The sequence below is a fragment of the Streptomyces sp. NPDC006339 genome (genome assembly GCF_040612775.1).
GTDB lineage: Bacteria > Actinomycetota > Actinomycetes > Streptomycetales > Streptomycetaceae > Streptomyces.
Window position 1 is genome coordinate 25,160 of record NZ_JBEXQW010000021.1, and the last position, 22,441, is coordinate 47,600.

General features: G+C 71.3%; 36 protein-coding genes. 3 read left to right on the forward strand and 33 right to left on the reverse strand.

Features of this window, described 5'->3' with window-relative positions:
• Position 1: 1 nt before the first annotated feature.
• The 33 genes from ABZ135_RS18455 to ABZ135_RS18615 form a co-directional block, all read right to left on the reverse strand.
• Positions 2-985 (reverse strand): DUF5309 family protein, encoded by a 984-nt coding sequence (locus ABZ135_RS18455; protein WP_356696931.1) that lies wholly within the window; start codon positions 983-985, stop codon positions 2-4.
• 44 nt (positions 986-1,029) lie between these two features.
• Positions 1,030-1,647 (reverse strand): hypothetical protein, encoded by a 618-nt coding sequence (locus tag ABZ135_RS18460; protein WP_356696933.1) that lies wholly within the window; start codon positions 1,645-1,647, stop codon positions 1,030-1,032.
• Positions 1,640-1,807, reverse strand: coding sequence for a hypothetical protein (locus tag ABZ135_RS18465; protein ID WP_356696935.1), 168 nt, complete (start codon positions 1,805-1,807; stop codon positions 1,640-1,642). Before ABZ135_RS18465 ends, ABZ135_RS18460 begins: the two co-directional genes overlap by 8 nt.
• An 86-nt stretch (positions 1,808-1,893) precedes the next feature.
• Complete coding sequence (locus tag ABZ135_RS18470) at positions 1,894-2,631, reverse strand: hypothetical protein (RefSeq protein ID WP_356696937.1); 738 nt, start codon at positions 2,629-2,631, stop codon at positions 1,894-1,896.
• On the reverse strand, positions 2,567-4,108 hold the full coding sequence (locus ABZ135_RS18475) for a phage portal protein (protein ID WP_356696939.1): 1,542 nt from the start codon (positions 4,106-4,108) through the stop codon (positions 2,567-2,569). Before ABZ135_RS18475 ends, ABZ135_RS18470 begins: the two co-directional genes overlap by 65 nt.
• A 6-nt stretch (positions 4,109-4,114) precedes the next feature.
• Positions 4,115-5,830 (reverse strand): Terminase, encoded by a 1,716-nt coding sequence (locus ABZ135_RS18480; RefSeq protein WP_356696941.1) that lies wholly within the window; start codon positions 5,828-5,830, stop codon positions 4,115-4,117.
• On the reverse strand, positions 5,820-6,254 hold the full coding sequence (locus ABZ135_RS18485; RefSeq protein ID WP_356696943.1) for a hypothetical protein: 435 nt from the start codon (positions 6,252-6,254) through the stop codon (positions 5,820-5,822). The genes ABZ135_RS18480 and ABZ135_RS18485 overlap by 11 nt, the downstream gene beginning before the upstream one ends.
• A gap of 28 nt (positions 6,255-6,282) precedes the next feature.
• On the reverse strand, positions 6,283-6,516 hold the full coding sequence (locus ABZ135_RS18490) for a hypothetical protein (protein WP_356696945.1): 234 nt from the start codon (positions 6,514-6,516) through the stop codon (positions 6,283-6,285).
• Between the two features lie 14 nt (positions 6,517-6,530).
• Complete coding sequence (locus ABZ135_RS18495) at positions 6,531-7,115, reverse strand: DNA primase (RefSeq protein ID WP_356696947.1); 585 nt, start codon at positions 7,113-7,115, stop codon at positions 6,531-6,533.
• A gap of 200 nt (positions 7,116-7,315) precedes the next feature.
• Positions 7,316-7,708: an HNH endonuclease signature motif containing protein gene (locus ABZ135_RS18500; protein ID WP_356696949.1), complete on the reverse strand. Its 393-nt coding sequence runs from the start codon at positions 7,706-7,708 to the stop codon at positions 7,316-7,318.
• Positions 7,709-7,750: 42 nt separating this feature from the next.
• Positions 7,751-7,975, reverse strand: a complete 225-nt coding sequence (locus ABZ135_RS18505) for a hypothetical protein (protein ID WP_356696951.1) — start codon at positions 7,973-7,975, stop codon at positions 7,751-7,753.
• A gap of 132 nt (positions 7,976-8,107) precedes the next feature.
• Positions 8,108-8,287 carry a hypothetical protein gene (locus tag ABZ135_RS18510; RefSeq protein ID WP_356696953.1) on the reverse strand — a complete coding sequence of 60 codons (180 nt, stop codon included), beginning with the start codon at positions 8,285-8,287 and terminating at the stop codon, positions 8,108-8,110.
• A 117-nt stretch (positions 8,288-8,404) separates the two neighbouring features.
• Positions 8,405-8,824 (reverse strand): DeoR family transcriptional regulator, encoded by a 420-nt coding sequence (locus ABZ135_RS18515; RefSeq protein WP_356696955.1) that lies wholly within the window; start codon positions 8,822-8,824, stop codon positions 8,405-8,407.
• Positions 8,825-8,901: 77 nt separating this feature from the next.
• Positions 8,902-9,540, reverse strand: a complete 639-nt coding sequence (locus ABZ135_RS18520) for a hypothetical protein (protein WP_356696957.1) — start codon at positions 9,538-9,540, stop codon at positions 8,902-8,904.
• 91 nt (positions 9,541-9,631) lie between these two features.
• Positions 9,632-9,931 carry a hypothetical protein gene (locus tag ABZ135_RS18525; protein ID WP_356696959.1) on the reverse strand — a complete coding sequence of 100 codons (300 nt, stop codon included), beginning with the start codon at positions 9,929-9,931 and terminating at the stop codon, positions 9,632-9,634.
• A complete protein-coding gene (locus tag ABZ135_RS18530) occupies positions 9,928-10,569 on the reverse strand; it encodes a hypothetical protein (protein ID WP_356696961.1) in 642 nt (213 codons plus the stop codon). Before ABZ135_RS18530 ends, ABZ135_RS18525 begins: the two co-directional genes overlap by 4 nt.
• A 74-nt stretch (positions 10,570-10,643) precedes the next feature.
• Positions 10,644-11,447 (reverse strand): hypothetical protein, encoded by an 804-nt coding sequence (locus ABZ135_RS18535; RefSeq protein WP_356696963.1) that lies wholly within the window; start codon positions 11,445-11,447, stop codon positions 10,644-10,646.
• Positions 11,448-11,490: 43 nt separating this feature from the next.
• Entirely contained in the window at positions 11,491-11,871 is a 381-nt protein-coding gene (locus ABZ135_RS18540) for a hypothetical protein (RefSeq protein WP_356696965.1), read from the reverse strand.
• Between the two features lie 39 nt (positions 11,872-11,910).
• On the reverse strand, positions 11,911-12,144 hold the full coding sequence (locus tag ABZ135_RS18545) for a hypothetical protein (protein ID WP_356696966.1): 234 nt from the start codon (positions 12,142-12,144) through the stop codon (positions 11,911-11,913).
• Between the two features lie 11 nt (positions 12,145-12,155).
• Entirely contained in the window at positions 12,156-12,467 is a 312-nt protein-coding gene (locus tag ABZ135_RS18550; RefSeq protein ID WP_356696968.1) for a DUF6011 domain-containing protein, read from the reverse strand.
• Positions 12,464-13,066, reverse strand: a complete 603-nt coding sequence (locus ABZ135_RS18555) for a hypothetical protein (protein WP_356696970.1) — start codon at positions 13,064-13,066, stop codon at positions 12,464-12,466. The genes ABZ135_RS18550 and ABZ135_RS18555 overlap by 4 nt, the downstream gene beginning before the upstream one ends.
• Positions 13,063-13,782, reverse strand: a complete 720-nt coding sequence (locus ABZ135_RS18560; RefSeq protein WP_356696972.1) for an ATP-binding protein — start codon at positions 13,780-13,782, stop codon at positions 13,063-13,065. Before ABZ135_RS18560 ends, ABZ135_RS18555 begins: the two co-directional genes overlap by 4 nt.
• Positions 13,783-13,784: 2 nt before the next feature.
• Complete coding sequence (locus ABZ135_RS18565) at positions 13,785-14,651, reverse strand: hypothetical protein (RefSeq protein WP_356696974.1); 867 nt, start codon at positions 14,649-14,651, stop codon at positions 13,785-13,787.
• Between the two features lie 32 nt (positions 14,652-14,683).
• On the reverse strand, positions 14,684-14,935 hold the full coding sequence (locus ABZ135_RS18570) for a WhiB family transcriptional regulator (RefSeq protein ID WP_356697160.1): 252 nt from the start codon (positions 14,933-14,935) through the stop codon (positions 14,684-14,686).
• A gap of 23 nt (positions 14,936-14,958) precedes the next feature.
• Positions 14,959-15,777: a hypothetical protein gene (locus ABZ135_RS18575; RefSeq protein WP_356696976.1), complete on the reverse strand. Its 819-nt coding sequence runs from the start codon at positions 15,775-15,777 to the stop codon at positions 14,959-14,961.
• Positions 15,774-16,655, reverse strand: a complete 882-nt coding sequence (locus ABZ135_RS18580) for a PD-(D/E)XK nuclease-like domain-containing protein (RefSeq protein ID WP_356696978.1) — start codon at positions 16,653-16,655, stop codon at positions 15,774-15,776. The genes ABZ135_RS18575 and ABZ135_RS18580 overlap by 4 nt, the downstream gene beginning before the upstream one ends.
• A complete protein-coding gene (locus ABZ135_RS18585; RefSeq protein ID WP_356696980.1) occupies positions 16,652-17,080 on the reverse strand; it encodes a hypothetical protein in 429 nt (142 codons plus the stop codon). The genes ABZ135_RS18580 and ABZ135_RS18585 overlap by 4 nt, the downstream gene beginning before the upstream one ends.
• A complete protein-coding gene (locus tag ABZ135_RS18590) occupies positions 17,077-17,295 on the reverse strand; it encodes a hypothetical protein (protein ID WP_356696982.1) in 219 nt (72 codons plus the stop codon). The genes ABZ135_RS18585 and ABZ135_RS18590 overlap by 4 nt, the downstream gene beginning before the upstream one ends.
• Entirely contained in the window at positions 17,292-17,954 is a 663-nt protein-coding gene (locus ABZ135_RS18595; protein ID WP_356696984.1) for a hypothetical protein, read from the reverse strand. Before ABZ135_RS18595 ends, ABZ135_RS18590 begins: the two co-directional genes overlap by 4 nt.
• Entirely contained in the window at positions 17,951-18,292 is a 342-nt protein-coding gene (locus ABZ135_RS18600) for a hypothetical protein (RefSeq protein ID WP_356696986.1), read from the reverse strand. Before ABZ135_RS18600 ends, ABZ135_RS18595 begins: the two co-directional genes overlap by 4 nt.
• On the reverse strand, positions 18,289-18,621 hold the full coding sequence (locus ABZ135_RS18605) for a hypothetical protein (RefSeq protein WP_356696988.1): 333 nt from the start codon (positions 18,619-18,621) through the stop codon (positions 18,289-18,291). The genes ABZ135_RS18600 and ABZ135_RS18605 overlap by 4 nt, the downstream gene beginning before the upstream one ends.
• Before the next feature lie 77 nt (positions 18,622-18,698).
• Complete coding sequence (locus tag ABZ135_RS18610; protein WP_356697162.1) at positions 18,699-18,998, reverse strand: helix-turn-helix domain-containing protein; 300 nt, start codon at positions 18,996-18,998, stop codon at positions 18,699-18,701.
• Positions 18,999-19,003: 5 nt separating this feature from the next.
• Positions 19,004-19,207, reverse strand: coding sequence for a helix-turn-helix transcriptional regulator (locus tag ABZ135_RS18615; RefSeq protein ID WP_356696990.1), 204 nt, complete (start codon positions 19,205-19,207; stop codon positions 19,004-19,006).
• Positions 19,208-19,411: 204 nt separating this feature from the next.
• On the opposite strand from ABZ135_RS18615, the gene ABZ135_RS18620 reads away from it, so the two are divergent.
• From ABZ135_RS18620 to ABZ135_RS18630, 3 genes are all read left to right on the forward strand, one after another.
• The gene (locus ABZ135_RS18620; protein ID WP_356696992.1) at positions 19,412-19,891 is read left to right on the forward strand and encodes a helix-turn-helix domain-containing protein; all 480 of its coding nucleotides are present in this window, start codon (positions 19,412-19,414) and stop codon (positions 19,889-19,891) included.
• Between the two features lie 385 nt (positions 19,892-20,276).
• Complete coding sequence (locus ABZ135_RS18625; RefSeq protein WP_356696994.1) at positions 20,277-21,566, forward strand: hypothetical protein; 1,290 nt, start codon at positions 20,277-20,279, stop codon at positions 21,564-21,566.
• A gap of 275 nt (positions 21,567-21,841) precedes the next feature.
• On the forward strand, positions 21,842-22,423 hold the full coding sequence (locus tag ABZ135_RS18630) for an NUDIX hydrolase (RefSeq protein ID WP_356696996.1): 582 nt from the start codon (positions 21,842-21,844) through the stop codon (positions 22,421-22,423).
• Positions 22,424-22,441: the final 18 nt, after the last annotated feature.

The window sequence follows — 22,441 nt, forward strand, 5'->3', positions numbered from 1 at the left end:
GTCAGGACCCGGACGAGGTCGCGAGGTTGGTGATCTTGCCGTGGGCCTTCTCGTTGCCGTACTTCAGGCCGATCTCGCCGTAGATCTGCGAGCGCTCGGAGGCGCCCTGCTTGGCGAGCGGCTCGACGAACAGGAAGCCCTTGCCCGGGATCAGGAGGAACCGCGGCGCGCACTCCTCCAGCGACACCACCGCGAGCTCGGCCGCGGGCATGTACCGGTTGAGCATGATGTTGAGCCGGCCGAAGTCGGTCTCGATCGTGGTCACGTGGACGCCGCCGACCTCGCGCGAGGTCTCCTGGTAGTTCTTGTCGGTGATGAAGATCTTCGTCAGCATCCGCTTCTGATGCGCGTTGCACATCAGGGTCGCGGTCTCGCTGACCTGGATGCCGCCGTTCTCCCAGACCATCTGCAGCAGGTCGAGAACCATGTCCTCGGTGAGCTGCGCGCCCAGGCCGTCGATGACGTTGGTGGCGATCGCCTGGAGCAGGCCGCGGGTCTTGCGCGGGGTGGCGTTGGTGGCGGGGTTGGCGAAGGTGCCGGTGATGAAGCTCTTCTCCACGTCGCGGGCGATCTGGATCAGGGCCTGCCGAATCTGCCACTGGGCCTCGTCCACGACCGGGTTGGCGCCGGCGATGCCGACCGCGCCGGGGTGGGTGGAGCCGGTGGAGTGGTACTGCCCGGACGCGGCCAGCTTGGTGTAGCTGACCTCGATGGCCTCCTGGTGGATCTCCAGGACGTTGGTCACGTTGAACCGGACCCGCTGCTCGGCGGTCGGGGCGTTGGCGCCCTCGACGCGCTGCCGGTTGTCCTCGGCCGGCCGCAGGTCGTAGCCCTGCCACTGGAACAGGGTGGACGCCACGGACTCGCCGCCGGTCAGGCCGCCGATCGCGGACAGGAACGGGGTGTCGGTCGGCGACTGGGCGAAGAGCTCGCCGACGAAGTTCGGCAGGTTGAACGTGGTCCCCTGCCCGGTGATTCCGGCCACGAGGGCCTCCTTTCATGGGGCAGGGGCGTCTGTCGTCCCTGCCGCTACTGGTTGGGGTTGGCCATCTGCATGAGCTGGATGGTCTTCAGGCGCGATGCCTCGGCCCAGTTCCGGGCCTTCTCGGCCGCGGCGATCTGCTCGGCGAGCGACGGGGCGGGCGGGTTGGGTGCGCCGCCGGGGCGCAGCTGCTCGACCGGGCGCCGGCCGGGCTTCTTCCCGCTGCTGTCGGCGGGCGGGGTGCCGCCGAAGCTGGCGAGCAGCTCGTCGGCGTCCGCCTCCAGCTCGTCCTTGGTGGAGCCGACGAGGCGCTTGGCCTGCGCGGGGGTGAGGCCCTTGGCGGTGGCGACCTCCAGGCGCAGGGCCTTCTCCTCGGCCGCCAGCGCGCGCTTCTCGGCGGCGGTCAGCTTCTCGGTGAGCTTCTCGGCCTCGGACTTCTTCGCGTCCTCCAGCTGCTGCGCCTTCGCGGCCAGCGGCTCCAGCTCCTTGAGCCGGGCCTCCAGCTCCTTCCTGGCCTGCTCGGCCGCACGGCGTGCGGCCCGCTCCTCGGTGATCGCCTTCTTCCCTGCGTCTCCGAGGTCGCCGCCCTCGCTGCCCGGTGCGGGCGGGGCCGGCTGCTGCTCGCCCATCGCGGGCGGCGTGACGGTGGTGTCGTCGTCAGCCATCGCGGCCAACCTTCCTGACGGCGAGCCCCTCGGTGGCGAGCAGCTCGCGGCCTGCGGACTGGATCAGGTACTGCGCCGACTCCGGGTCGATCCCGGCCTCGGCGAGTTCCTTCTGGAACTGGCCCAGCACTTCGGCTGTGGTCCTTGCGGCGTCAGCCATCGCGGCCGACTCCCTTCGTGGTGATGTGGTGCCGCCATCGCGGCGGCGCCCCCGCCGGATGCGGGGGAAGCTGAGCGGCGCCCAACCTACGTGGCCGCGTCCGGGGCGGCCTGCTTGGCGAGGTGCGCGCGCCAGGCCCGGATGCTGCCCGGGCCGGTCGTCCCGGCGGTCGCCTCGCGCCACTGCCGGTACAGCGCACGCACCTCGGGCGGCTCCGGCTCGTGCCGGTACAGCGGCTCGGGCATGCACGAGCAGCGGTCGTGCGCGTGGAAGTCGGCGGTCTCGCGGGAGTAGACGGCGCCGCGGCTGATGAGCATGAGGCAGAACGGGCACGGCTCCGGGCGGCCCCGGATTCGGCGGTATCCGACGATGCCCGGCCGCTGCTGGACGGTGGCCATGGTGGTGTCGCGGGCGCCGGCCAGGACGAGGCGGGTCGCCGAGCCCTGGAGCTGCGAGGCCATCGTCCGTACCGACGCCACTTCGGAGCCGCTGTCGCGCATATGGGTCTTGAACGCGACCGGGCCGGTGACGAGCAGTGCGGTGGAGATCTGCTCAGCCACCGGCTCGACGACGACCGGCTCGACCGTGGCGCCCTCGAGGGCGGCGTGCTGCACGAGGTACTGGCGGGCCATCCTCGCCAGCGCGGTCTGCCCGGTGAGGATCTCCCGCTGGACCTGCGGACTGATGCGCTCCCACCAGCCGTCGATGTCGGCGACGTCCGCGCGCATCGCGGTCACCCGCAGGCGGCGGGCGATCAGCTCAGCGATCCGCAGGACCTGCAGCTGGAACTGGCGCGTCAGGGACTGCGCCTTGGCGCTCGGCATCGTCGACCTCCTCCTCCAGGCCCGGCACGATCGGATCGGCGGCGCCCGCGGGCGCACCGGCGAGCAGCGTGTCGAGCTCGCCGAGCGCGTCGCGCTCGCCGGCCATCGCCTCCCATCGAGCGATGTCGGTGTCGGTCACCCCGGGGATCCGCTCCCACAGGGCGCGCGGCGGGACGTCCAGGAGCTGGGCCAGCTTGCCGAGCGCGTCGGCGACCTGGGCGAGGGAACGCGGCGTGGTGTCGCGCCAGACGACCTGTGCGGAGGTGTCCTGCCAGGTGGCGGTGTCGCCCATCGCGAGCGCACCGAGGCGCAGCATCTGCTCGACCGATTCGCCGAACGCGGTCTTGTGCTCGCCGATGTCGAGGTCGTGGCCGGCGTTCAGCGCGGCGAGGGCCTCGGCGGAGATGTTGGAGACGGCGTTGCCGACGACCAGGGTGTGCGGCGGGATCTGCCGCGCCGAGCTGACGTACAGCAGGGTCTTGTCCCTGCTGTTGAGGTAGCCGTCGAGGTTCGTCTCGGAGAACTCGCCGAACTTCGTGTCGGGCGAATCGGACTGCCAGACCCGGTTGACGGCGGCGTTCCACGGCTCGATGGGGTTGCCGTCCTCGTCCTCGGCGATCGCCATGCCGGTGACCCACCGCTGCTTGAACGCGGCGTAGGTCTGCGCCATGAGCAGGCCGAAGGTGGTCTGGTTCAGCTGCCGCTGGGCGGGGAGCATCGGGTAGACGATGCCGGCAGGCCCGTCGTCCAGGTCGTCATACGACTCCAGGAACCGGACCATGGGGCAGACGCCCAGGCCGTGCGCCTTCGTGCGCACCTTCGTGGGGTCGATGGCGACCCCTTCGAACGGCAGCGGCTCGCCCCGGCCGGTGGGCGACTGCTGCACGAGGACGGCCGGGACGTCCACGGTGTAGGTGAACTGGTCGTCCAGGACGGTGATCTCGACGAGCGCGTCCATCTGCGACGAGCTCTTGGTGAGCACCGGCCGGGGGATGCCGATCGTCATCGCGTACTCGGGCCACTCGTCATTGATGGGGTCGTCGTACAGGGCGGTCGCCCGGCGCGGCGAGTACGGGGTGATGACCGGCGCCTGGTCCTCATCGGTCGGCAGCACGACGGCGTAGGAGTAGCCGTACTGGAGCGCGGCCCGGTACAGGCCGGACTGGCGGGCGTCCATCCGGTTGGGCTGCCACACCCGGTCCCAGACCGGGGAGTTGTTCACGGAGCCGGAGGGCCGGTAGCCGTCGACGAACAGGCCCTGCGCCACGCTGCTCACGATGAGGGGCAGGATGTTGAAGCGGGCCTGGTCGACGAGCTTGCGGTACTCGACGGTGGCGGACTTCGGGACGTAGATGTCGCACACCTGGTCCTTCAGGTAGGCGTGGATCAGGCTCATCCGCCCGGACTCCGCCCGGCGGCCGGCGAGCAGCGCGGCGACCACCTTGGCCAGCGCGTCCGCGCTCAGCGGTTCTGCCACGGCTGATCACCCCCAGGCGACGACTCGGCCCGGCCGCTTCTTCGGCCCGGCATTCCACTTCGCCCACGCGGAGGACGCGAGCAGCATGCGGCGGACCATCCGCGCGCCGATCGCGCAGACGGCCAAGTCGATCTTCTTCTCGGACTCACGGCCCTCCTTCGCGATGCTGACGCCGAACCGGTTCGGCCGGCGGCGAGCGTTCAGGACGTGCCGCTGCAGCCGCGGGTCTCCGTCGTGGGTGAGGGTCTGCTCGCGGATGTCGATGTCCGCCCGCTCGCACGCCTGGGTGAAGTCCTTCAGGTGGCCGCGCATGTCCCACGCCACCGGGTGGGCGGCGCGGCCGACAGTGGCGTCGATGACCAGCTGCTCGCCGAAGTCGCGGCCCCAGTCGTCGATGTAGGACTCGAACTCGGCGACGTCGCCGAAGAACGCGGCCACGGTCCGCTGGGCGAAGGTCTCGCGGACGACGCGGTCGACGTCCTGGCGGTCGACCTGCCAGCCCTTCCCGGCCGGGCCGCGGGGCTTCTCCCAGCAGCCGAGCACGAACACGTGGCCGTCGCTGACGCGGCAGCCCACCAGGGCGGTCGCGTCGTCGGACTTGCTGCCGTCGAAGAACATGACGATCGGCTCGTCGTCGGCGACCACAACGTCCGGCCGGGCGCACGCGACCCACTCGGGGTGGGTCGTCCACGCGTCGCGGGCCGCGGTCGGCTGGTTGAAGAAGTACCGGCGGGACTCCTCCGGGTCCTTCTCGATGTTCCAGAACTCCGACTCGATGATGCCGTCGAGGTTCAGGACGTCCCCGAAGGGGCCGTAGACCTCGCGCAGCGCGGCCCGCATCGCGTCCAGGTCGGTGAGGTCGACGTCGGCCGGCGCCTCGCGGTGGTCCCACATCAGGCGCCGCTCGCGGGTCTTGCCCTCGGCGATCGCCTTCGCCCGCTCGTGCAGCTTCTCCAGCGTGGAGTCCTCGCCCGGCTGGTACATGGTCGAGGTCAGCAGGGCCCACGGCTCGGCCGCGTCCCGCTTGCGCAGGTTGCGGTCGACCGTGCGGTACATCTGCCGCAGCTCCGGCAGGTTGTAGAGGTGCGGCTCGTCGAAGACGGCGAAGGACTCCTTGCCGCCGTCGCGCGAGGCCGCCGCCGCGGTCGAGGGCCGGACCTCGCCGCCGCCGGTCGCCGCAGGCAGGATCACGCGGGTGATGCCCGCGGTGCCGCCCGGCAGACCGTCGGCGAGCGGCCCGTGCTCCAGGTTGAAGTTGATGTTGTCGTAGGTGTTCCCGGACTGGGACTCCTCCGTCGCCAGGCAGCGGACGAACGGGTAGACGATGCGGCGCCCCATGGCCTCGCCCGGGGCGTACTCGTAGCGGAAGTCCCTCCACTCGAACACCTCGCCACCCTCGGCCCACCCGGCGAACCGGACCGGGCCGAGCGCCTCGGCCAGGCCGACGAAGCCGGCCAGCTCCGACTTGGCGCGGCCCTTCGCCCGCGAGACGACCACCGTGTCGTAGAGGCGGCGGCCGTTCTCGTCGTGGGCGTAGCAGTCGAGGATCAGCCCTGCGAACTCGTCGTCCAGCGGGAGGGATTCGCCGCCGTGCCGGTCGCTGAGCGGGATGCCCTGGACATCGCCCGGGCCGTGGACGCAGAAGTGTTCGATCCAGGCCAGGACGACGTGCAGGGAACGGTCGCGGGTGTGGTCGGGGTGGAGGACGCGTTCACGAGGCATCGGAGATCTTGCGGCGGCGGACCGTGGTTAGGTCCGTCACCCCGTTCGGCGTCCCGCCCGGGCGGGACGTCTGCGGCTCGACCTTGATGCGCGCGCGGAGCCGGTCGGCGTGCGTCGCGCCGAGCAGGCCCTCGTTCAGCCGGATCTCGGAGAGCAGCTTGACCGAGGGCTCCAGGAAGAACAGGTCGACGAGCGGGGCGAGCATCTGCAGCCGCTGCCAGTCCGTGGCCACGAACGCGCCGGCCTGCGGCGCGCGGCGCCACGTCTCGTACCAGTCGATGGTGCGCGGCCCGTACAGAGCAGCGTGCGGCAGCTCAGGGCCGTGCACTTCGGCGTCGGCCTGGACGGACGCGCCGTACTCGGCGAGCTCGTCCTTGTTCCGGCGCCGCTTGTTCTCCGACGGCGGGGGGCCCATACCGGCCACGGCGGTCACCCCCCTCTCGGAGTCGTTGTCAGCGTGGGTCAGGCGTGTCCTGCTTGCGGCGCGATTCCCACCAGGCGTAGAGGCGGCCGACCCGCACCCACTGGTAGTCCCAGACTTCGTGCCAGCCCTCGGGCGCCCAAAGTTGGTAGCGGCGGTCACAGACATCGCAGCGGACGAGGTCGCGGTCCGCCCAGCCCGGGTCCCAGCGGGGATGCGGCAAATCGCATCGGTGGGTGCCCTTGCGAACAGGAGTGATCGTCATGGGCGCCCCTTCGGTCAGATCGTGCCGACCACCTCGGTGAGGTCGGCCAGCTTCGCCGGAGCCTGCCCGTACCGCTCGCCGGTGACGGCGATGTACCGGCCGCGTCCGTACACCTCGATGGCGACGCCGTCGCGGCGGATCCGCCGGCCCCGATCGACGTCCCCGCGGCCCCACACGTGCAGGCCCGTGCCGGACGCCGACACCTCGACGAACGTCGGCGGGCAGTGGTCGAGGAACTCTCGTGCCCACGGGGCGAGCTCGCCCTCGTCGAGGCAGTGGTCCAGGTCCACGCAGACGATGCCGTCGCCTGCGGCCAGGACGTAGCCGAGGCCGACGCCGACCGACGAAGCCGCGGCCGAGCGGTGGCTCGTCCAGGTCGACGGCGAGGTGACCGAGGCGAAGCCGCCGTCGACCGTGCGCGGCGCCTTCCGCTCGTCGCGGCGCACCCAGCGCTCGCGGCGGGTGAGCTCGACCGGCAGGGCGGGGCGAGCGCGGTGGGCGGCGACCCGGCAGCGCGTCGAGCAGAACCGGGGCATCGGCCCGCGGCCCGCCACGGGCAGCTTCGCCTCGCATCCCTCGCGCTCACAGATCGTCGCCATGCGTCCAGTCTACCGGGCAAGCGTGTAACGAGTAAGAGCCACGACCAGTGAGTATGCGACGGATGTGCCATCGGCTCCGGACACCCTCCGTGATCACCGCAGGTGGCAGACCCGTACACGGCGCGAGGTGCTATGCCGCACCGTGGGCCAAGAAGCGGCCCGGCCGGGGGTACCCCCCACCCGTCGCAGAAAGTCGCAGGTCAGAAGGGAGGAACGTCACCTTGAACATCGGCTTCTCCCTCCGGCTTCGAGGCCGGCGCCGTGCTCGTTGTGGTCACGAGCCCTGGATGCTCGCCGCGCGGGCGGCGCCTGCTGGGCATGTCGCCCCGGGCGGCGCGGGCCTGCATGGCGGTGCGCTTGCGGTGGTGGTACTGGCACAGCGTGCGCAGGTTCTCCACGCTGTGGTCGTCCGGGTCGCCGATGTGGTCGGCATCGGTGCCGGGCTCCGTGCACTGCTCGCCGTCCTCCACCCAGGTGCAGCGGTAGGCGTCACGCTCCAGGGCAGGGGCCCGGAGGGCCTTCCACCCCCGGGGTCTGGGGGTGGTGCGCCAGGCGGTGGCGCTCTCCTGCCAGTGCTCGGGGCTGGGGGGCATGCTCACCTCCAGCCGCAGCGCACCATGCCCCGGGTGTTCCGGTCAGGGCTTGTCGTAGTAGTTGTCCAGGACGACGTTCAGCTCGGCGAGGTCGGGGTGCTCGGCGATCTCTCGGTCGGTGCCGGCCTGGACGGCCTGCCCGAGGCGCTCCAGGGCGGCGCTGAACCGGTGGGCGCTGGCTGCTACATCGTTGGTCTGAGCCATGAGGCGGTGGTAGGCGGCGCGGATGCGGGCGGCGCGGGCGGCGAACTCGTGGTCGTCGGTCATGGGGGCATGCTCCCGTATGGCTGGCAGTCTGGGAGTTGTTCTTCGCCAATGACGAAGGCCCGCACTGTGGCGGGCCCATGTTGTCCGGGCACGCCGGACGTGGGGTCAGTGTTACACGCTGTTCGCGTGGGTTCAAGCGGCTTGGGTGGTGAGGCGGTCGCGAAGTTCGTGGAGGTCGATGAGGGCACGGCCGGCTCGGTCGTGGCCGTGGTGGGTGAGGTGGCCGCGGCGGAGCCACTGGCGGATGGTGGCGGGGCGGGCGCCGGTGGCGGCGTGGGCCGCGCGGGTGTCGACGAGGAGCGGGGTGTTCATGGTGGGCCTCCTCCGCCCCGCCGGGGTTCCACGTCGGCGGGGCGGGTCCGAGTCGTACGGGCAGCCGTCCGCGTACGGGTTGAAGGACGGCGCCAGGGTAGGGCGACGGTCTGACAGTCAGGCGCGCCAGTCGGGGTAGTAGGTCCGGAAGTCGTCGAGGATCCGGGCCAGTGCCTGAGCATGGGCTTGGAGTTCGTCGGCCCACTGGTGGGCCTGCATGCGGGGGATGCAGAGGTGCGCCACGCGTTCGGCCTCGACCTGCGCCACGGCGCTGGCGAGTTGGCGCATGGCGTCTGCGCCAGCGGCGTTGCGCTGCGCCACCTCGGCGCGGAGGGCGGGGGTGATCCTGGGGTGCCGCGGCGCGGGCGGCGCTTCCTGCTGGTCGGGGTGCTGCGCCAGGTGCGCCAGGTCGCGCCGGACGGTGTCCTTGCTCGTGTTCAGCTCCTTGGCGATGGCGCGTGTGCTTGCGCCGGTGGCGTGGAGTTGGCGCACGCGCTCGCGCCGGGTGGTGCGGGGATCGGTGGCTGTACCGTTCATGGGGGACCTGCTCTTCGATCGCTTCGGGTGGGTCCTGGCCCCGGCAGAGGTTGCAGCTCCGCCGGGGCCGTCGTGTGTCAGGCCACGGCCTGCTGGTCGTGGTCGATGAGGGTGCGGAGGTCGGGCCAGGTGGCCGGCGGATAGGTCTGTCCGCACCAGGGGCAGGTGACGACCGTGTTGCCGGGCGGGAGCCGGAGGGTGGCGCCGCACAGCGTGCCGTCGGTGTGCTCGGCGGGGCAGGGGCCAAGGCGGTGTCCCGGGTTCGGGCGGTCGGTGGCGCCCGTGATGGTGGTGACGCTGCGTTCGAGGTCGCGGATCTCGTGTGCGAGGTCGCCGGTGGCGGGCCACTCGGCGGCGATCGCCGGGCAGTTGCGGCGGAGGGTGGTGGCGGCGTGGGCGATGCGCTGCTCGATGTTGCCCGTCCGGGCGGGGGCGGTCTGGCCGCGGTCTCGGTACATGGCGGTGCACCAGTCCTCGAGGATGCCGACGATGCCGCCGGGGCCGCGCAGGTCGAGGACGTGCTCGGAGACGGGCAGGGGCGCCTCGGTGCGATTCGTACGGGCTCCGCTCGGCTTGCGGACGCTGGGGGTGAGGAAGGCGGCGAGGGCGCGGTAGAGCAGCGGCATGCGGTCGAGCCGGTCGGCGAGGGCTCGGGTGCAGCCGGGGCAGAGGTAGCCGTGCTCGACGAGGGTCTCGCACATGCCGCAGTTGTTCATCGGGTCTCGTCCTCCTCGACGGTCCAGGTGGTTGTCTCCCGGACGATGCGGAGCTCGGGCTTGGGGTGGCGGGGCGGTACGGGCTCGGCGGTCACGACTCGGCCTCCGGCTCGGTGTACTGGTGGGCTACGCCGCGGAGGACCTTGTAGTTCTCGTCCTCGCGGAGGGCCGCGTAGACGACGCCCCGGAGGATCGGAGTGTCCTTGGGGAACTCGACCTTGGCGCGTTCGTCCATGCGGCCGAGGACGTAGCCCATGACGGCGGCGTCGCGGACGAGGGACCGTTCGCGGGGTGTCAGCTCGGCGAGACGCATGTCGATGTCCTGCTCGCGCTGTCGGGCGCGGGTCTCGAAGTAGGTCACCATCTCGGGCGGGAACTCAGCGGCGGTCACGACTCGGCCCCGGCGGCTCGGGCGGCGGCGAAGTGGCGGCCGTACACGGGCAGGCGGTTGATGAGGATCCCTGCGCTCTTGTCGTCGACGAGGAGCTCCAGGCCGTCGCCGAAGGGCCGCCAGGAGTAGTTGTCGCGGGGGCTTTCCTCCTCCAGCCAGCAGTTGATGGAGCCGCGCTTGGCGTCGTCCTCGGTGCCGTAGAGGTTGTAGGCGGTGTGCTCGTCCTCGCGGATGACCTGCCAGACGCGCAGGGGCGGGGTGGTGGGCTGGGTGGCGTCCTGCCCCCCGACGGCGGCGGAGATGCGGTGTGGTGCGGCGGCGATGGCGTCGTCGGTGCTGACGTATCCGTGGTGGTGGGACTCGCGGGGCACTCCGCAGTGGCCGCACAGGCCGATCGTGTCCTCGTCGGCCGGCTGCTGTGCGGCGGCCTGGCGGGTGGCGTCCCGGACCCCGGCGGCGTGGTCGAGGCGGTAGAGCCGCTCCAGTTCGTCGGACATGCCCTCGTGCAGGGTCTCCACGATCTGCTCGCGCTCCAGCTCATCGACGGGAACGTTGTCGAAGTACAGGTCGATGAGCTTGGTGATCGCGGCGCGGGCCTCAATGAGGCTGGCGTTCACGTAGTCGGTCTCGTCGGTCATGGTGTGGCTCCTGGTGGTCGTAGGCTGGGTGGCGGGCCCCCGCTCGATATCCGCGAGCGGGGGCTGCTGCGTGCTCAGGCGGCGTCGGTGAAGCAGCCGCAGCCGCCCCAGTCGTCGGTGTCGATGAGGTCGAGCAGGCTGGGCTGGGCGTGGCGCTGGAACTCGATGCGCCGGCGGAGCGTGGCCAGCGTGAGCGGCTTCGTCTCGCCGCCGCGCCGGTCGCGGAGGATGGCGACGTCCTTGCCGAGCTTGGCCCGCATCCGCTCCTCGAAGCGCTCGGCCTTGGCGTACCGCTCGGGGAACACCTCCAGGAGCCGGGCCCACTGAGCCTGGCCGCCCTTCACGCAGGCGCCGCCGCAGTTGTTGTGGGCGAAGCCGAGCCGGTACAGCCGCGGGTCGATCAGGCCGGCGGCGCGGGCTTCGGCGCGGAGCTGCTCCTTGTCGAAGTACGGCGGGCGGGTGAGCGGGGCGTCGACGCTCCAGGGCGCCCAGCCGCGGACGATGCCGGGCAGGCGCTCGGTCTCGGTCCAGTCGATGCCGACGTACACGGTGGTGGCGGCCGGGTCGGTGTTCGCGACGAGCCACTTGCGGCACGGTTCCTGCTTCAGGAGCTGGGAGCACTGGGCGATGCGGGTGTTGCCGACCCAGGACTTGTCCTCGAACACCTGCCACGGGTCGCGGCCGGCCGGGTCGGCGACCCGGGTGATGGGGACGCCGAGCTGTTCGGCGGCCTGGGCGTTGAAGACGTGGAGGTCTTCGTCCTCGGCGTGGGTGTCGGCGAACAGCAGGGTGGTGCTGGCCGGACCGTGTTCGGCGATGACGTGGCGTGCGGTGGCCCAGGACGTGATGCCTCCGGACCACATGACTACGTGCTGCACGGTGGGTCTCCTGTCGTGTGTGGTGGTGGAACCGAGCCGCGGGTCAGGCGTGGGTGCGGTGGTAGGCGTCGAGCGCGGTGTGGCCGTTGACGACGAGGTGGGGCGCTGCCTTCCGGGCGAGGCTGAGCGCGGTGTCCAGGTCGAAGCGGTGCTGGGCGAGCCAATCGTCGGTGCGCTCGCTGGGGATGGACTCCCAGGACCAGTTGCCGTTCGCGTCGAGGCACTGGCGGTGGCGGGAGACGGCCCATCGGCCCTCGCCGCGGGCCTCGACGCTGATCGTGAACGACCCGCGGTTGATGTCGTCGAAGGGCAGAACGGACACCTCGTAGCGGGTGGCCTCGACGAGGACGGGCGGTTCGGAGTGGCCCAGGGCGGTACGGATATCGCGCATCGTCATGGCGGGGCGGGCCGGCTGGTCGGTCATGGGGATGGGTCTCCTGTCGTGTGTGACGGTGGAACCGGATCAGGCGGTGGTGGTCGGTCGGGTGCAGGTGTCGTGGCGGTGGCAGCCGCACTGCTGGCAGGCGGCGCACCTCTCGTCGTGCTCGGTGTCGCAGATGCCGCAGCCGCCGGTGAGGTCGGTTTCGAGGTCGTGGGCGGCGAGGGCGCGGTCGAAGTTGTGGCGGGCGGCCATGCGGGCGTTGTGGGCCATGGCGTAGCCGATCGCGTCGCCGATGGTGGGGTGGTACTCGGGCATGTGGGGCTCCTTCAGGCGGCGGGGGTGATGGTCCAGCCGGACGACGCGAGGTAGAGCGCGACGCGCTCGGCGCGGGCGCGGTCGGTCTCGCCGAGCCGGTCGGCGTCCTCGAGGGCGGCCTCGATGTCAGCGACGGCGGCGTCCGGGATGCCGGTACCGGGCAGCGGGATGGCGGTCTGGCCGGGACAGTGCTCGACGAGCGCGCTGGGGGCGGCGGGTGCCGGCGCGGCAGCGGTCTTGCGTGCGCAGATGGGGCCGACTCCGCGGGCGGCCGTACGGGCGGAGCGAAGATTCCGGCCGCATACGCGGCAGTGCACGTTCACCTGGCCTCCCTCGGCGCGGGCATCATTCGGCCGCAGGCGCACTGCACGCTGCCCTCGGCGTGGCGCGGCTGGCGCCAGCGGTGGAACGGGCAGGGGGCGACGAGCGCGGCACCGGGGTCGTGCTGGACGATCGCGCTACGGGACGCGTACGGCCCGCCCATGGCCCGGAGGGGGTGGGTGTCGCCGCAGACGAGGCACTCGCCGGCCGTGCCGCCGGAGAGCATCCGGTAGAGGCCGGTCCGTGACCCGGGACAGTGCCGGGGCGGGGTGAGGCCGCGGGGGCTGAACACGAGCGGCCGGGCGCCAGAGGCGGCCTGCTCCTGGCCGGCGCCGATGGCACGGCCCTCGCAGGTGGCGCAGACGAGCTCGCCCTCGCGCGGCTGCTCGGCGGCGAGGAACCCGCCGCGGCGGCGGCCGCCGATGATCTGCCCGCACCAGACGGTGTAGGTGACGAGGCCTTCAGAGAACTGGACCCCGGTCCGGGGCCGGTGCCAACGGCTCATGGCGCGGGTGCGGACGAAGCGGGGGCCGACGTCGAGCGGCTCAACATCGAGGGCAACGACGCTTCCGGTGACGGGCGGGAGGAGAACAACGGTCACGCGGCGGCCCTCCGGCGGTCGGGGCCGGTAATGGCGACGACGACGGTGTCCTCGGAGAGGCGGGAGACGATCCGCTCGCCAAGCACCGAGGCGAGGTCGGGCCCGGAACCAGAGCGGGCGGGAAGGTTCGAGGTGTAGACGGTGGGGCGTGAGGCGTTGTACCGCTCATTGATCAGGCGCCCGGTGATGTCCTCGGTCCACTCGCTGCTCTTGCCAGCACCGAGGTCGTCGAGGAGCAGCAGCGGGACACGGCACAGGCGCCGGAGCTCTTCCTCGGTGCCGCGGGGGCTGCCGTTGGGGCGGAGGAGGCCGTGCATGTCGGCGGCGGTGATGGCGCGGATCTCGTAGGTGCTGGGGCCGGCATCGGCGATGCGGCGGAGGGCGCCGTACGCCTCGTAGGTCTTGCCGGTGCCGGTGGTGCCGGTGAGGAGGAGGGATCCGGCGGTGGTGGGGTCGGTGGCGACGCGGTCGGCCCATGCCTGAACGTCGGGGTGGGTGGCGGTGGCGTTGCGGTAGCGCGGGGGGACGGCGGTCTGCCAGCGGCTGAGGGCCCACTCGGCGCGCTGGCGGTGGTGGTACTCGGGGTGGCCGGGCTGGTCGGGGGTGGGGCCGTCGTCGACCGGTCCGGGCTGGATGCCCTGGCGCTGGCGGATGCCGGCGAGGACGCGGCCGAGGCTGGCGTTGGGGTTGCCGGTGAAGCTGGTGGTGGGCTCCATGGTCAGAATCCGTTCTCGTACACGGACGGGTCGGTGGGGTTGGTGTAGGGCTGCCAGCCGCCGGAGACGGCGCGGAGCTGCGGGCGGCGAGTGCCGGGCTGGGGCAGGGGCGGTAGCTCGCTCCAGCCCCGCATGAAGAAGCGGGCGGAGTCGACGGTGACGCCTCGGGCGACTGCGCGGGTGGCGTAGTCGACGAGGGCGGGGATGCCGCACTTCTTGATCAGTGCGATGACGGGGAACCAGTCGTTGCCCTTGAACGGCCAGCGGACGTTGATCTGGGCGCGGGTCATCTCGTCGACGAGGGGACGGGCGTCGGCGGGGATGCCGTACGAGAGGTCCGCCTCGGGCTCCCCCTCATGCGTGTATGAGGGGGTAGTAGGTGAGGGGCTCTGAGGGGTAGGGGTCCCGGATTCCGGGACACTGACGTCCCGGTTTTCGGGACACTGAGCCGGGTCTGTGTCCCGGTTCTCGGGACTCTGGTCGGCGGGGTCAGTGTCCGCAGTTCCGGGACGCTGAACGGCGTCAGTGTCCCGGACTCCGGGATGCTGAGGGGGTGTGTCAGTGTCTCGGTTCTCGGGACGCTGAACGGCCGCTGCGTAGACGGGGATCCGGTACTTCGCCGTGCCGTTCTTCTGGCCGGCGGCCACCCGCTCCAAGGCGGCCTTGGCCACGAGGGACTTGAGGACGACGTACAGCTGCGAGCGGGAGACGCGGGCCCGGCGGAGCATGGCGGGCCGCTCGACGCTGTTCCACGTCGTACGGGTCTCGTCGCGCGCGTCCTCGGCGAGCGCCACCAGGACGTACCTCTCACGGTGGGTGAGGGAGTCAGGCGCGTTGTCGAGGACGTCGACGATGAGGCGGATGCCCACGGGCTCACTTCTCTCGATCGTGGTCGTACGGGTCAGGCGGCGGCCGGGCGGCGGCGGGCCTTGCGGATCGCCTTGCGCTGGTTCTCGGAGGTGCCGCCCCAGACGCCGGGCTCGCCGTGCGTGAGGGCGTACTCCAGGCACTCCAGGCGGACTTCGCAGGCCGTGCAGATCTTCCGAGCCTCAGCGGTCGAGCTGCCCTTCTCCGGCCAGAACAGTTCGGGGTCGGTCTGGGCGCAGAGGCCGTACTCGCGCCAGCTGGTGCCCGCGGGCGGGAGGGCGGTCATCCCGCCCGCGGGGGTCTTGTCCGTCACGGCTGCTCGCCCGCCGGGGTGCCGGTGATCTCGGCGGCGGTGACTCGGGGCTCGGGGAACTCGTCGTCGAGGGAGACCTCGCGGCGCTCGATGCTCTTGTGGGTGATGAGGAGCTGGGCGATGTCGTGCGCGGTCCAGTGGTCGCGGTTGCGGCCGAGCTTCTGCTCCAGGCGCTCGGCGCTGATGCCGAGTCCCTGGAAGACGGTGATGGCGCCCTGGACGCGGTCGGCGAGCGGCCGGCCGTCGCCGCGCTCTACCGTCCGGGTGCAGATCTCCTTGGCCTCCTCGACGAGCCAGGGCGGGAGGATCGCGAAGATCGCTTCGCGCAGGCGCCGGGCGCCCATGTTCGAGTTGTTCTCATAGATGTCGCGGAGGTCGGTGAGCTTCTCGGCGCCGCCCTTCTTGTCGCGCATGTGCGGGACGATGAAGGTCTGCGACGACCGGGCGTTGGTCTGGACGTCCCACGCCCACGCCTGCATCTCCGACTCGCCGTACTGGTCATCGCGGCGGAGCTCGTTGATGCCGTACTGCACGTTGCCCCAGCAGCGGGCGAGCTCGCGCGCGAGGTGGACGGTAGGGCCGGAGACGGTGCTGCCGGCGCGGCGGAAGCGGTAGAACGCGCGCTCGGCGAGGGCGGTCATCTCGCAGGACTGCTGCATGGCGGTGCGGGCGGCGCCGACGCTGCGGGGGCACTGCTGGGCGACGACGATCGCGGCCTGCACCTCGGCGACGGCGCGGGACTGCTCGACGGCGGTGCCCTGACCGATGCGGGCCGGGGCCGCGGTGGGGGTCATGCGCTCGATGGGGTGGTTCACAGGTACTCCTCGGCTTCACGCTTCTCGGCCCAGGGGGGCAGGGACAGGTAGGCGACGTCGTCGCCGTAGGCGGGCCAGTGGCCGCTGGCGCTGCACTCGGCGTAGACCTGGAGCGCGCGCCGGTTCTTGGCGGAGGCGATCCGCATCGCAAGCGCGCTCGGCTGGAACACGGTGACGACGTACGGCGGGCTCTTCTCCTGGCAGACGAAGACGAACGCGGTCGACTCGTCGCCGAGGCCGAGCGCGATGGCGCCGGTCCGGTACCAGTCGGCCTGCTGGTGGTAGCCGTACGTGGCCATGGCCTTCTCCAGGTCGGCGTGTGCCGCGCTGGTGCAGGTCTTGTAGTCGGGGATGATCAGGCGCCCCGTGCCGCGGTCCGGCATCCAGTCGAAGCGGACGCGGCGCATCACGTTGGTCGGCTCGTCCCGCCAGAAGCCGGAGAGCTCGGCGCGGCCGGAGCCGGGCGCGAACAGGGCGCCGGCCTCGGGGTGGCGCCGGATCGCGGCGGCCATCTCGTGGACCTGGTCGTACTCGTGCTGCTTCAGAGGGATGGCACCGGCCGCGCGGGCGGCGGCCACCTCGGCCTTGACCTTCGTGGTGTCCCAGCGGGGCGCGTCGATCACGACGAGCTCGGGGCCGTCGCCGAGCACCAGGCGGTGCGCGGCGTGCCCGAGGTCGAACGTCTTCTTCGGCGGCTGCGGGTGGTCCTGCTCGTACCGGTAGATGGCCGGGCAGGTGTCGAGCAGCCGCCGGGCGCCGCTGGAAGACAGCGACTCACGGTCAGCGTGGTACGCCTCGGCGGAGAGGTCGGCGTAGAGGCCGGCGCCGATCGGCCCGGCGGCCGGGGCCGAGGCCCCGGCGCGCGAGGTCGTCGTCAACGTCGGCTCCCGCGGGCGAGGTCGACGAGGTACTCCATGTACTGACGGGCTTCGGCCCTGGTCTCGAACCCGCTGCGCTGCTTCGGCTTACCTGCCTCGCGCCAGCGGACCCGCCAGCCGCTGCCCGCGGACTCGACCCGGACGGCCGTGGGCGGCGCGCTGGGCTCGCGACGGTCCCGGTTCAGGAGGGCGGCGACGTAGTTGGCCATCGTCTCCGACTCGCACTCGATGATGGGGTCCGGGCAGCAGTCGTAGACGGCGGCGTCGTCCGTGTCGTGGCCCTCGTCGGTGCAGACGGGGCCGACGCCGGTGGGGTCGTTGCCGTCCTCGAAGCTGACGCAGACGCGCCACTCAGGGGTGTCGGTGCCGGTGAGGGTGGTGAGCAGATCGCGGGCGGTGAGGCGGTAGGTGTCGAGGCGGGTCACGCGGTGGCTCCGGTCGGGGTGTAGGTGCGGCGGCCGTCGTGGTCGGTCGTGGCGAGCAGACCGCGGCGGGTCAGCGTGCGCAGCGACTTGCGGGCGGAGTTGCGGTGCGCGGAGTACGGGGAGGCGGCGAGGATCTCCTCGGCGCGGTGGGTGGTGACCGGCTGCTGCTCGTCCTGGATGGCGGCCAGGAGGTAGCCGGTGCGGGTCTCGGTCATCGGTCCCCCCTCGGGGTGTAGTAGCGGACGCCGGGCTCGTCGTGGAGGTCGAGGAGCCCCTCCTTGTGGAGCGCGGCGAGGTCGTTGCGCGCGGTGCGGGAGACGGGGGCCTGGTAGCCGTGCTCGGCGTACAGGCGGCGGACGCGGCTGGACTTCCAGCGACCGCCCTGGGCGGTGATCTGCTGGCGGAGGAACTCACGGCGCGCGGCCTCGCCGGACGCGTCGCCGGGGTCGGCGAGCCGAAGAGCGAGCCGAGTCCGCTCGACGGGGTCGAGGAACAGCGCGGCCGGCCGACCGGTCTCGGCGTCGGTGCAGCAGACGATGGTGTGCGGGTCCTGACCGTCCGGCGGCATCACGAGCCGGTCCCAACGCAGCGCGGTCGGCGTCGTGGTGGCCGCCTGCTCGCCGTAGTGGTCAGTGATCAGGGACGCGTTGCCCTGGTACAGCGCGGCCTTGGCCGTGAGCTCCTGCGCGACGTCGCAGTGGCATGTCAACCAGGTCTCGTCAGCGTCGCCGTGGTCCGGGCAGGACGCGAGGGTCTCCCCGGCGAAGCTGAGCAGCACCTCGCCGAGAGCCTCGGCGACGAGCGCACCAGCCTGCCCCGGGCGGAGCTCCGGCGATCCACGGAGGGCGCCGAGCAGGCGCTCGCGGGCGCTCACGCGACCCTCCCGGAGACGAGGTGCGTGCGGCGGATGGCCGCGATCGTCTGGCCGATCTGGTCGTGGAGGCGCTCCAGCTCGTCGAGGTCGGCGGTGACGGCGGCCGGGTCCATGTCGGCGGCGCACTCCACGGCGCGGATGCGGTGCTCGATCTCGGCCTGGTCGGCCGGGTCGGCCGCGACGACGGCGAGGTTGTCGAGGGCGGCGATCACGTCCGCGCGGGTCTCCTCGTCGCTCCACTCCTGGACGAGGGCGACGAGCGTGTTCGCGCGGAAGACCTCGGCGGAGATCCGGCCGCGCAGGGCGCCGACGGCGAGGGTGACGGTCAGCGGCTTCATACGGCCACCGCCGTACGGACGAGGGCGGCGCGGCCGATCACGGTCACGACGACCGTGACGTCGCGCCACGTGGTGGCGAGGGTGGCCATGTACATGGGGGTGCCGTCGCGGTGCGCGTAGCGGGTCTCTCGCGGCAGACCGCCGAGGACCTCGGCGTACTCGTCGATGACCGCGCGCATGTCGACGCGCTCGTTGGCGACCCGGCCGGTCAGCGCGCCCTCGGCGGTGACGGTCCAGTCGATGAGCGGCAGGTGCTCGGACTCGCGGAGCAGCTGCTCCAACGCGAGCGCGGCGCCCAACTGCGGGATGGAGATAGGGTTGTGGTTCACGGTGCCTCGTCTCTCTGGTGGGTGAGGTGCCGAGGGGCTTCCTGGACCTGGCCGTCCGGGCGGCCCCGTCTTCGTTTTCAGGCGGCGCGGCGGCGCCGGCCTCGGGTGGCCGGGTCGACCTCGCCCGCGTCCTGGATGGCGCGGAGGTTCTTTGCGCTGAAGCGCGTGAACCTGCCGACGCGGGTGAACGGGATCGAGCGGGCCTTGACCTTCTCGATGACCCAGTTCTCGGTGACACCGAGCAGCTCGGCGGCCTGCGCCGTGGTGTACATGCGCAGCTCGGGGTCCGGCTGCGTGAAGTGCGGGATGAGCTCGGCGATGGCGGCGCGGAAGGCGTCCACGAGGGGCCCCTCCGGCACGGCCGGCGCCTCGGTCATGATCGTCACGTCGTCTCCCTGGTGATGGCGTCCTGCGGTACGTCCAGAGCTGCGGCAATCCGGCTGAGCACCTCGTTGCTCGCTCCCCTCGCCCCTCGTTCGAGGCGGGACAGGTGGCTGGGATGCATCGCCGCGAGGTGCGCGAGGTGTCTCACAGACCACCCCCGAGCCCCGCGAACCGCCCGAATCGCGGCTCCGTTCGCTTTCACGTCCCGGACGCTACACCTCGAAACACCTCACTGCAAGGCGTTGGTGGGGTGTTCGCGAGGATCAATGAGGTGTTGGCGGGGGGAACCCGACGTCAAACGGCGCTGCCGAGGCAACACGAACAGTGGGCTCAAGACCGTTCTTTACTGGTCAATAGCCGACACACGACTGTTGGTGTTGCCTCGGAGTGAGGCATCATGAGGCCCATGGATGAGGACTGGGGGCTTCTCGCCACCGAGATCAAGGCGGCGCGTATCGCGCTCGGCATGAAGCAAAAGGATCTGGCCAAGGCCGCCGGCATCGGCTACTCCAGCCTTCAGCGGCTCGAAGGCGGCCACCGTTTCGAGGCCGTCCCGCCTTCCGCGTACAAGCTTGCGCACTTCTTCGGCTGGACCCACGAGTCCCCCCGCCTCATCCTCGCCGGCGGAAAGCCGGTTCTCGCCGAGCCGAGCGACGCTCCGAAGGAGACCCCGCGCCGTGGCCTTCCCGCCCGGGTAGAGGCCGCCCTCGAGGAGGGCGAGCTCCTCGACACCGAAGTTCTGGAGCTCCCCGGCGGCCTGACCGTTGTCGTCGTCGCCCGCCAGGACGAGGCCCGCAGCGCCGAAGAGCGGGCCGAGCTCGCCGACGCGCTACGCGAGTGGACGCGGACTCAGCGAAAACTGAAGGACATCGCTGAAGAGGCGTAGCGCCTCGTAGTGACGCACGCGAACACCTCGCCATCCCTCGCCAACACCCTGTTGAATGTGGTTCTATGTGAGGTACCTGTTACGGGGGGTCACCCAACAGGCACATGGGGGGTCCGCGTGCGGATCGCTATCAAAGTGGAGCGGGTCCCGTGGATCCCGCGCGGCGTGAGGATGGTCCTGGACCGGCCGGCCGGTAAGTGCCCCATTTTGTGGGTGCATTCCGACGTGCCCGAGTCTGCCGTCCAGCGGGTGCTCGAAGCTGTCCAGCGCGAGCAGTCGGCGCCACGCGTCCAGTCGTAGCAGCTGGCGTTCCCACCCTCGGGCCTGCCGCCGGATCGCCGACCGACGCGGCAGGCCCGCCACATTCCCACCCAAGGGGGTCACCTTGGCGTACGCCGAGAAGGTCTACAAAGTCCGCAATGGGAAGAAGACGAAGCAGTACACCTGGAAGGCCAAGTACAAACGGCCTGACGGCTCGTACGGCTCTGGCTCCGGCTTCGACTCCAAGACGGCGGCCGAGGCATGGGGCCGCGAGCAAGAGCGCCAGATCGCGGCCGGCGACTGGATCGACCCGGAGAAGCACGGCACCACCTTCGGCGAGTTCGCCCGAACCTTCATGGAGTCCCGGCGGAAGCGCGGCCGTACGGTCGGCACACGGTGGGACCGTCTGGAGAACCACATCCTGCCGCGGTGGGAGCACTCCCCCATGCGGCAGATCACCTGGTTCGAGGTCGACTCGTGGCAGCAGACGATGGAGGTCGAGGACGTCACTCGGGGCCACTGCGTCTCGTTGATGTCCACGATCATGACCGCGGCGGTCGACGCCGGGTACATCAAGGTCAACCCCCTGTATGCCCGCCGCCGGACACGCGACACATCCGGCGACGGCGCCATGCCCAAGCCATCCAAGGTGGGCACTGACGGGACTGTCCGCCCCGAGGACGCCATCCTCGTCGCCGAGCGCCTCGGTCCTGCGATCGGGATTCACGTCCTCACGACGGCGTTCGCCGGCCCGCGCTGGGGCGAGGGCCTCGGGCTGCACCGTGACCGTACGCTGCTGACGCGTCGACAGCCGCACGGCAACGGCTACTTCGAGTGCCCCATCATCCGGATCGTCGAGGAATACGCCGAGTACCAGCAGCGCGACGAGCAGGGCAACAAGCTGGGGTACATCGTCCAGCTGGAGCCGACGAAGAACGACGGCTCGACGCGGGACGTCGACCTGCCCCCGTTCCTCGCGCTCCTGCTCGGCTACCACCTCGACGACTGGCCCCACGAGCGGCCGTTCAGCACGCAGACCGGAAAGCCGTGGCGCCGGGGCAACTGGTCCAAGGTCTTCCGGCCGGCCGCCGACGGGAGGGAGGAGCGCCAGCGGCGCCGCGGCGTCTCGTACCGGGCAGCGTGGGAGCCGATCCTGCCCGGCCTGGACATGAGGGCGCTGCGCGGGCTGCACGACACGCTGCAAGCGCAGATCGGCGTCAAGGAGCCGCTCGCCTTCGAGGCCGCCGGGCACCGGCGCCCGGGCATCAAGCGGCACTACCAGAAGCCGACGCCGGAGATGCGACAGGAGCGGCTCGATGGCCTCCAAGAGGTCTTCGAGCGCGCTATGTTCAACCTGGGCATGACGACCCTCTGGGGTCGCGTCGTCCTCCGAAAGGGGACGTCGTGGCGGTGACCTCCCAAAAATCACCTAAACGATCTTCTTTGGCTGCAGCCCAGCAGGTCAGACCCGGTGGCACAGCCGCTCTCCTAAAGCGGGTGTCGCAGGTTCGAATCCTGCCGGGGGCACGAGACAGAGGGCCGGCTCACGGGGGATTCCTCCCTGGAGCCGGCCCTTTCTCATGATCAGACGCGACGCTATTCGTCAATCTGACGTGAATCCTGGCCGAACCTCGCCTCGGTCAGCGGCTGCTCTGCGATGCTGGAGGCCGATCGAGAGGGGCCTCAGCGATGCAGTGGAAGATCCACGGGGAACGTCCGATCTACGAGAACGCGTGGGTGAACGTGTGGCTCACCGATGTCGAGACCCCGGACGGGAACCGCTGGGAGCACCATGTCGTCAAGCTCCGGCACCTGGCCGTGGCGGCCGTGGTCAACGAGCAGCGTGAGGTTCTGATGATGTGGCGGCACCGCTTCATCACGGATGCCTGGGCGTGGGAGCTGCCGATGGGCCTGGTCGAGGTGGGCGAGACGCCCGCCGAAGCGGCCGCGCGTGAGGTGCTGGAGGAGACCGGTTGGCGGCCCGGTCCCGTCAGGCCGCTGATCTACGCCGAACCGGCCAATGGCATCACCGACTCCCAGCACCACGTCTTCCGGGCCGACGGAGCGACGTACGAGGGTCCCCCGACCGAGAAGAACGAGTCGGACCGGGTCGAGTGGATCCCGCTGGCCGACGTGCGGGGCATGATCGACCGGCGCGAGATCGTCAGCAGCGGCTCCCTCGTCGGACTGCTCTACGTACTCATGGACGAGGCGATCCGCTCATCCGACGGGGCAGCACTTCCCAGAGCCTGGCCGCACGGGCGGGCGTAACCCGGCGGCGGACCCGCG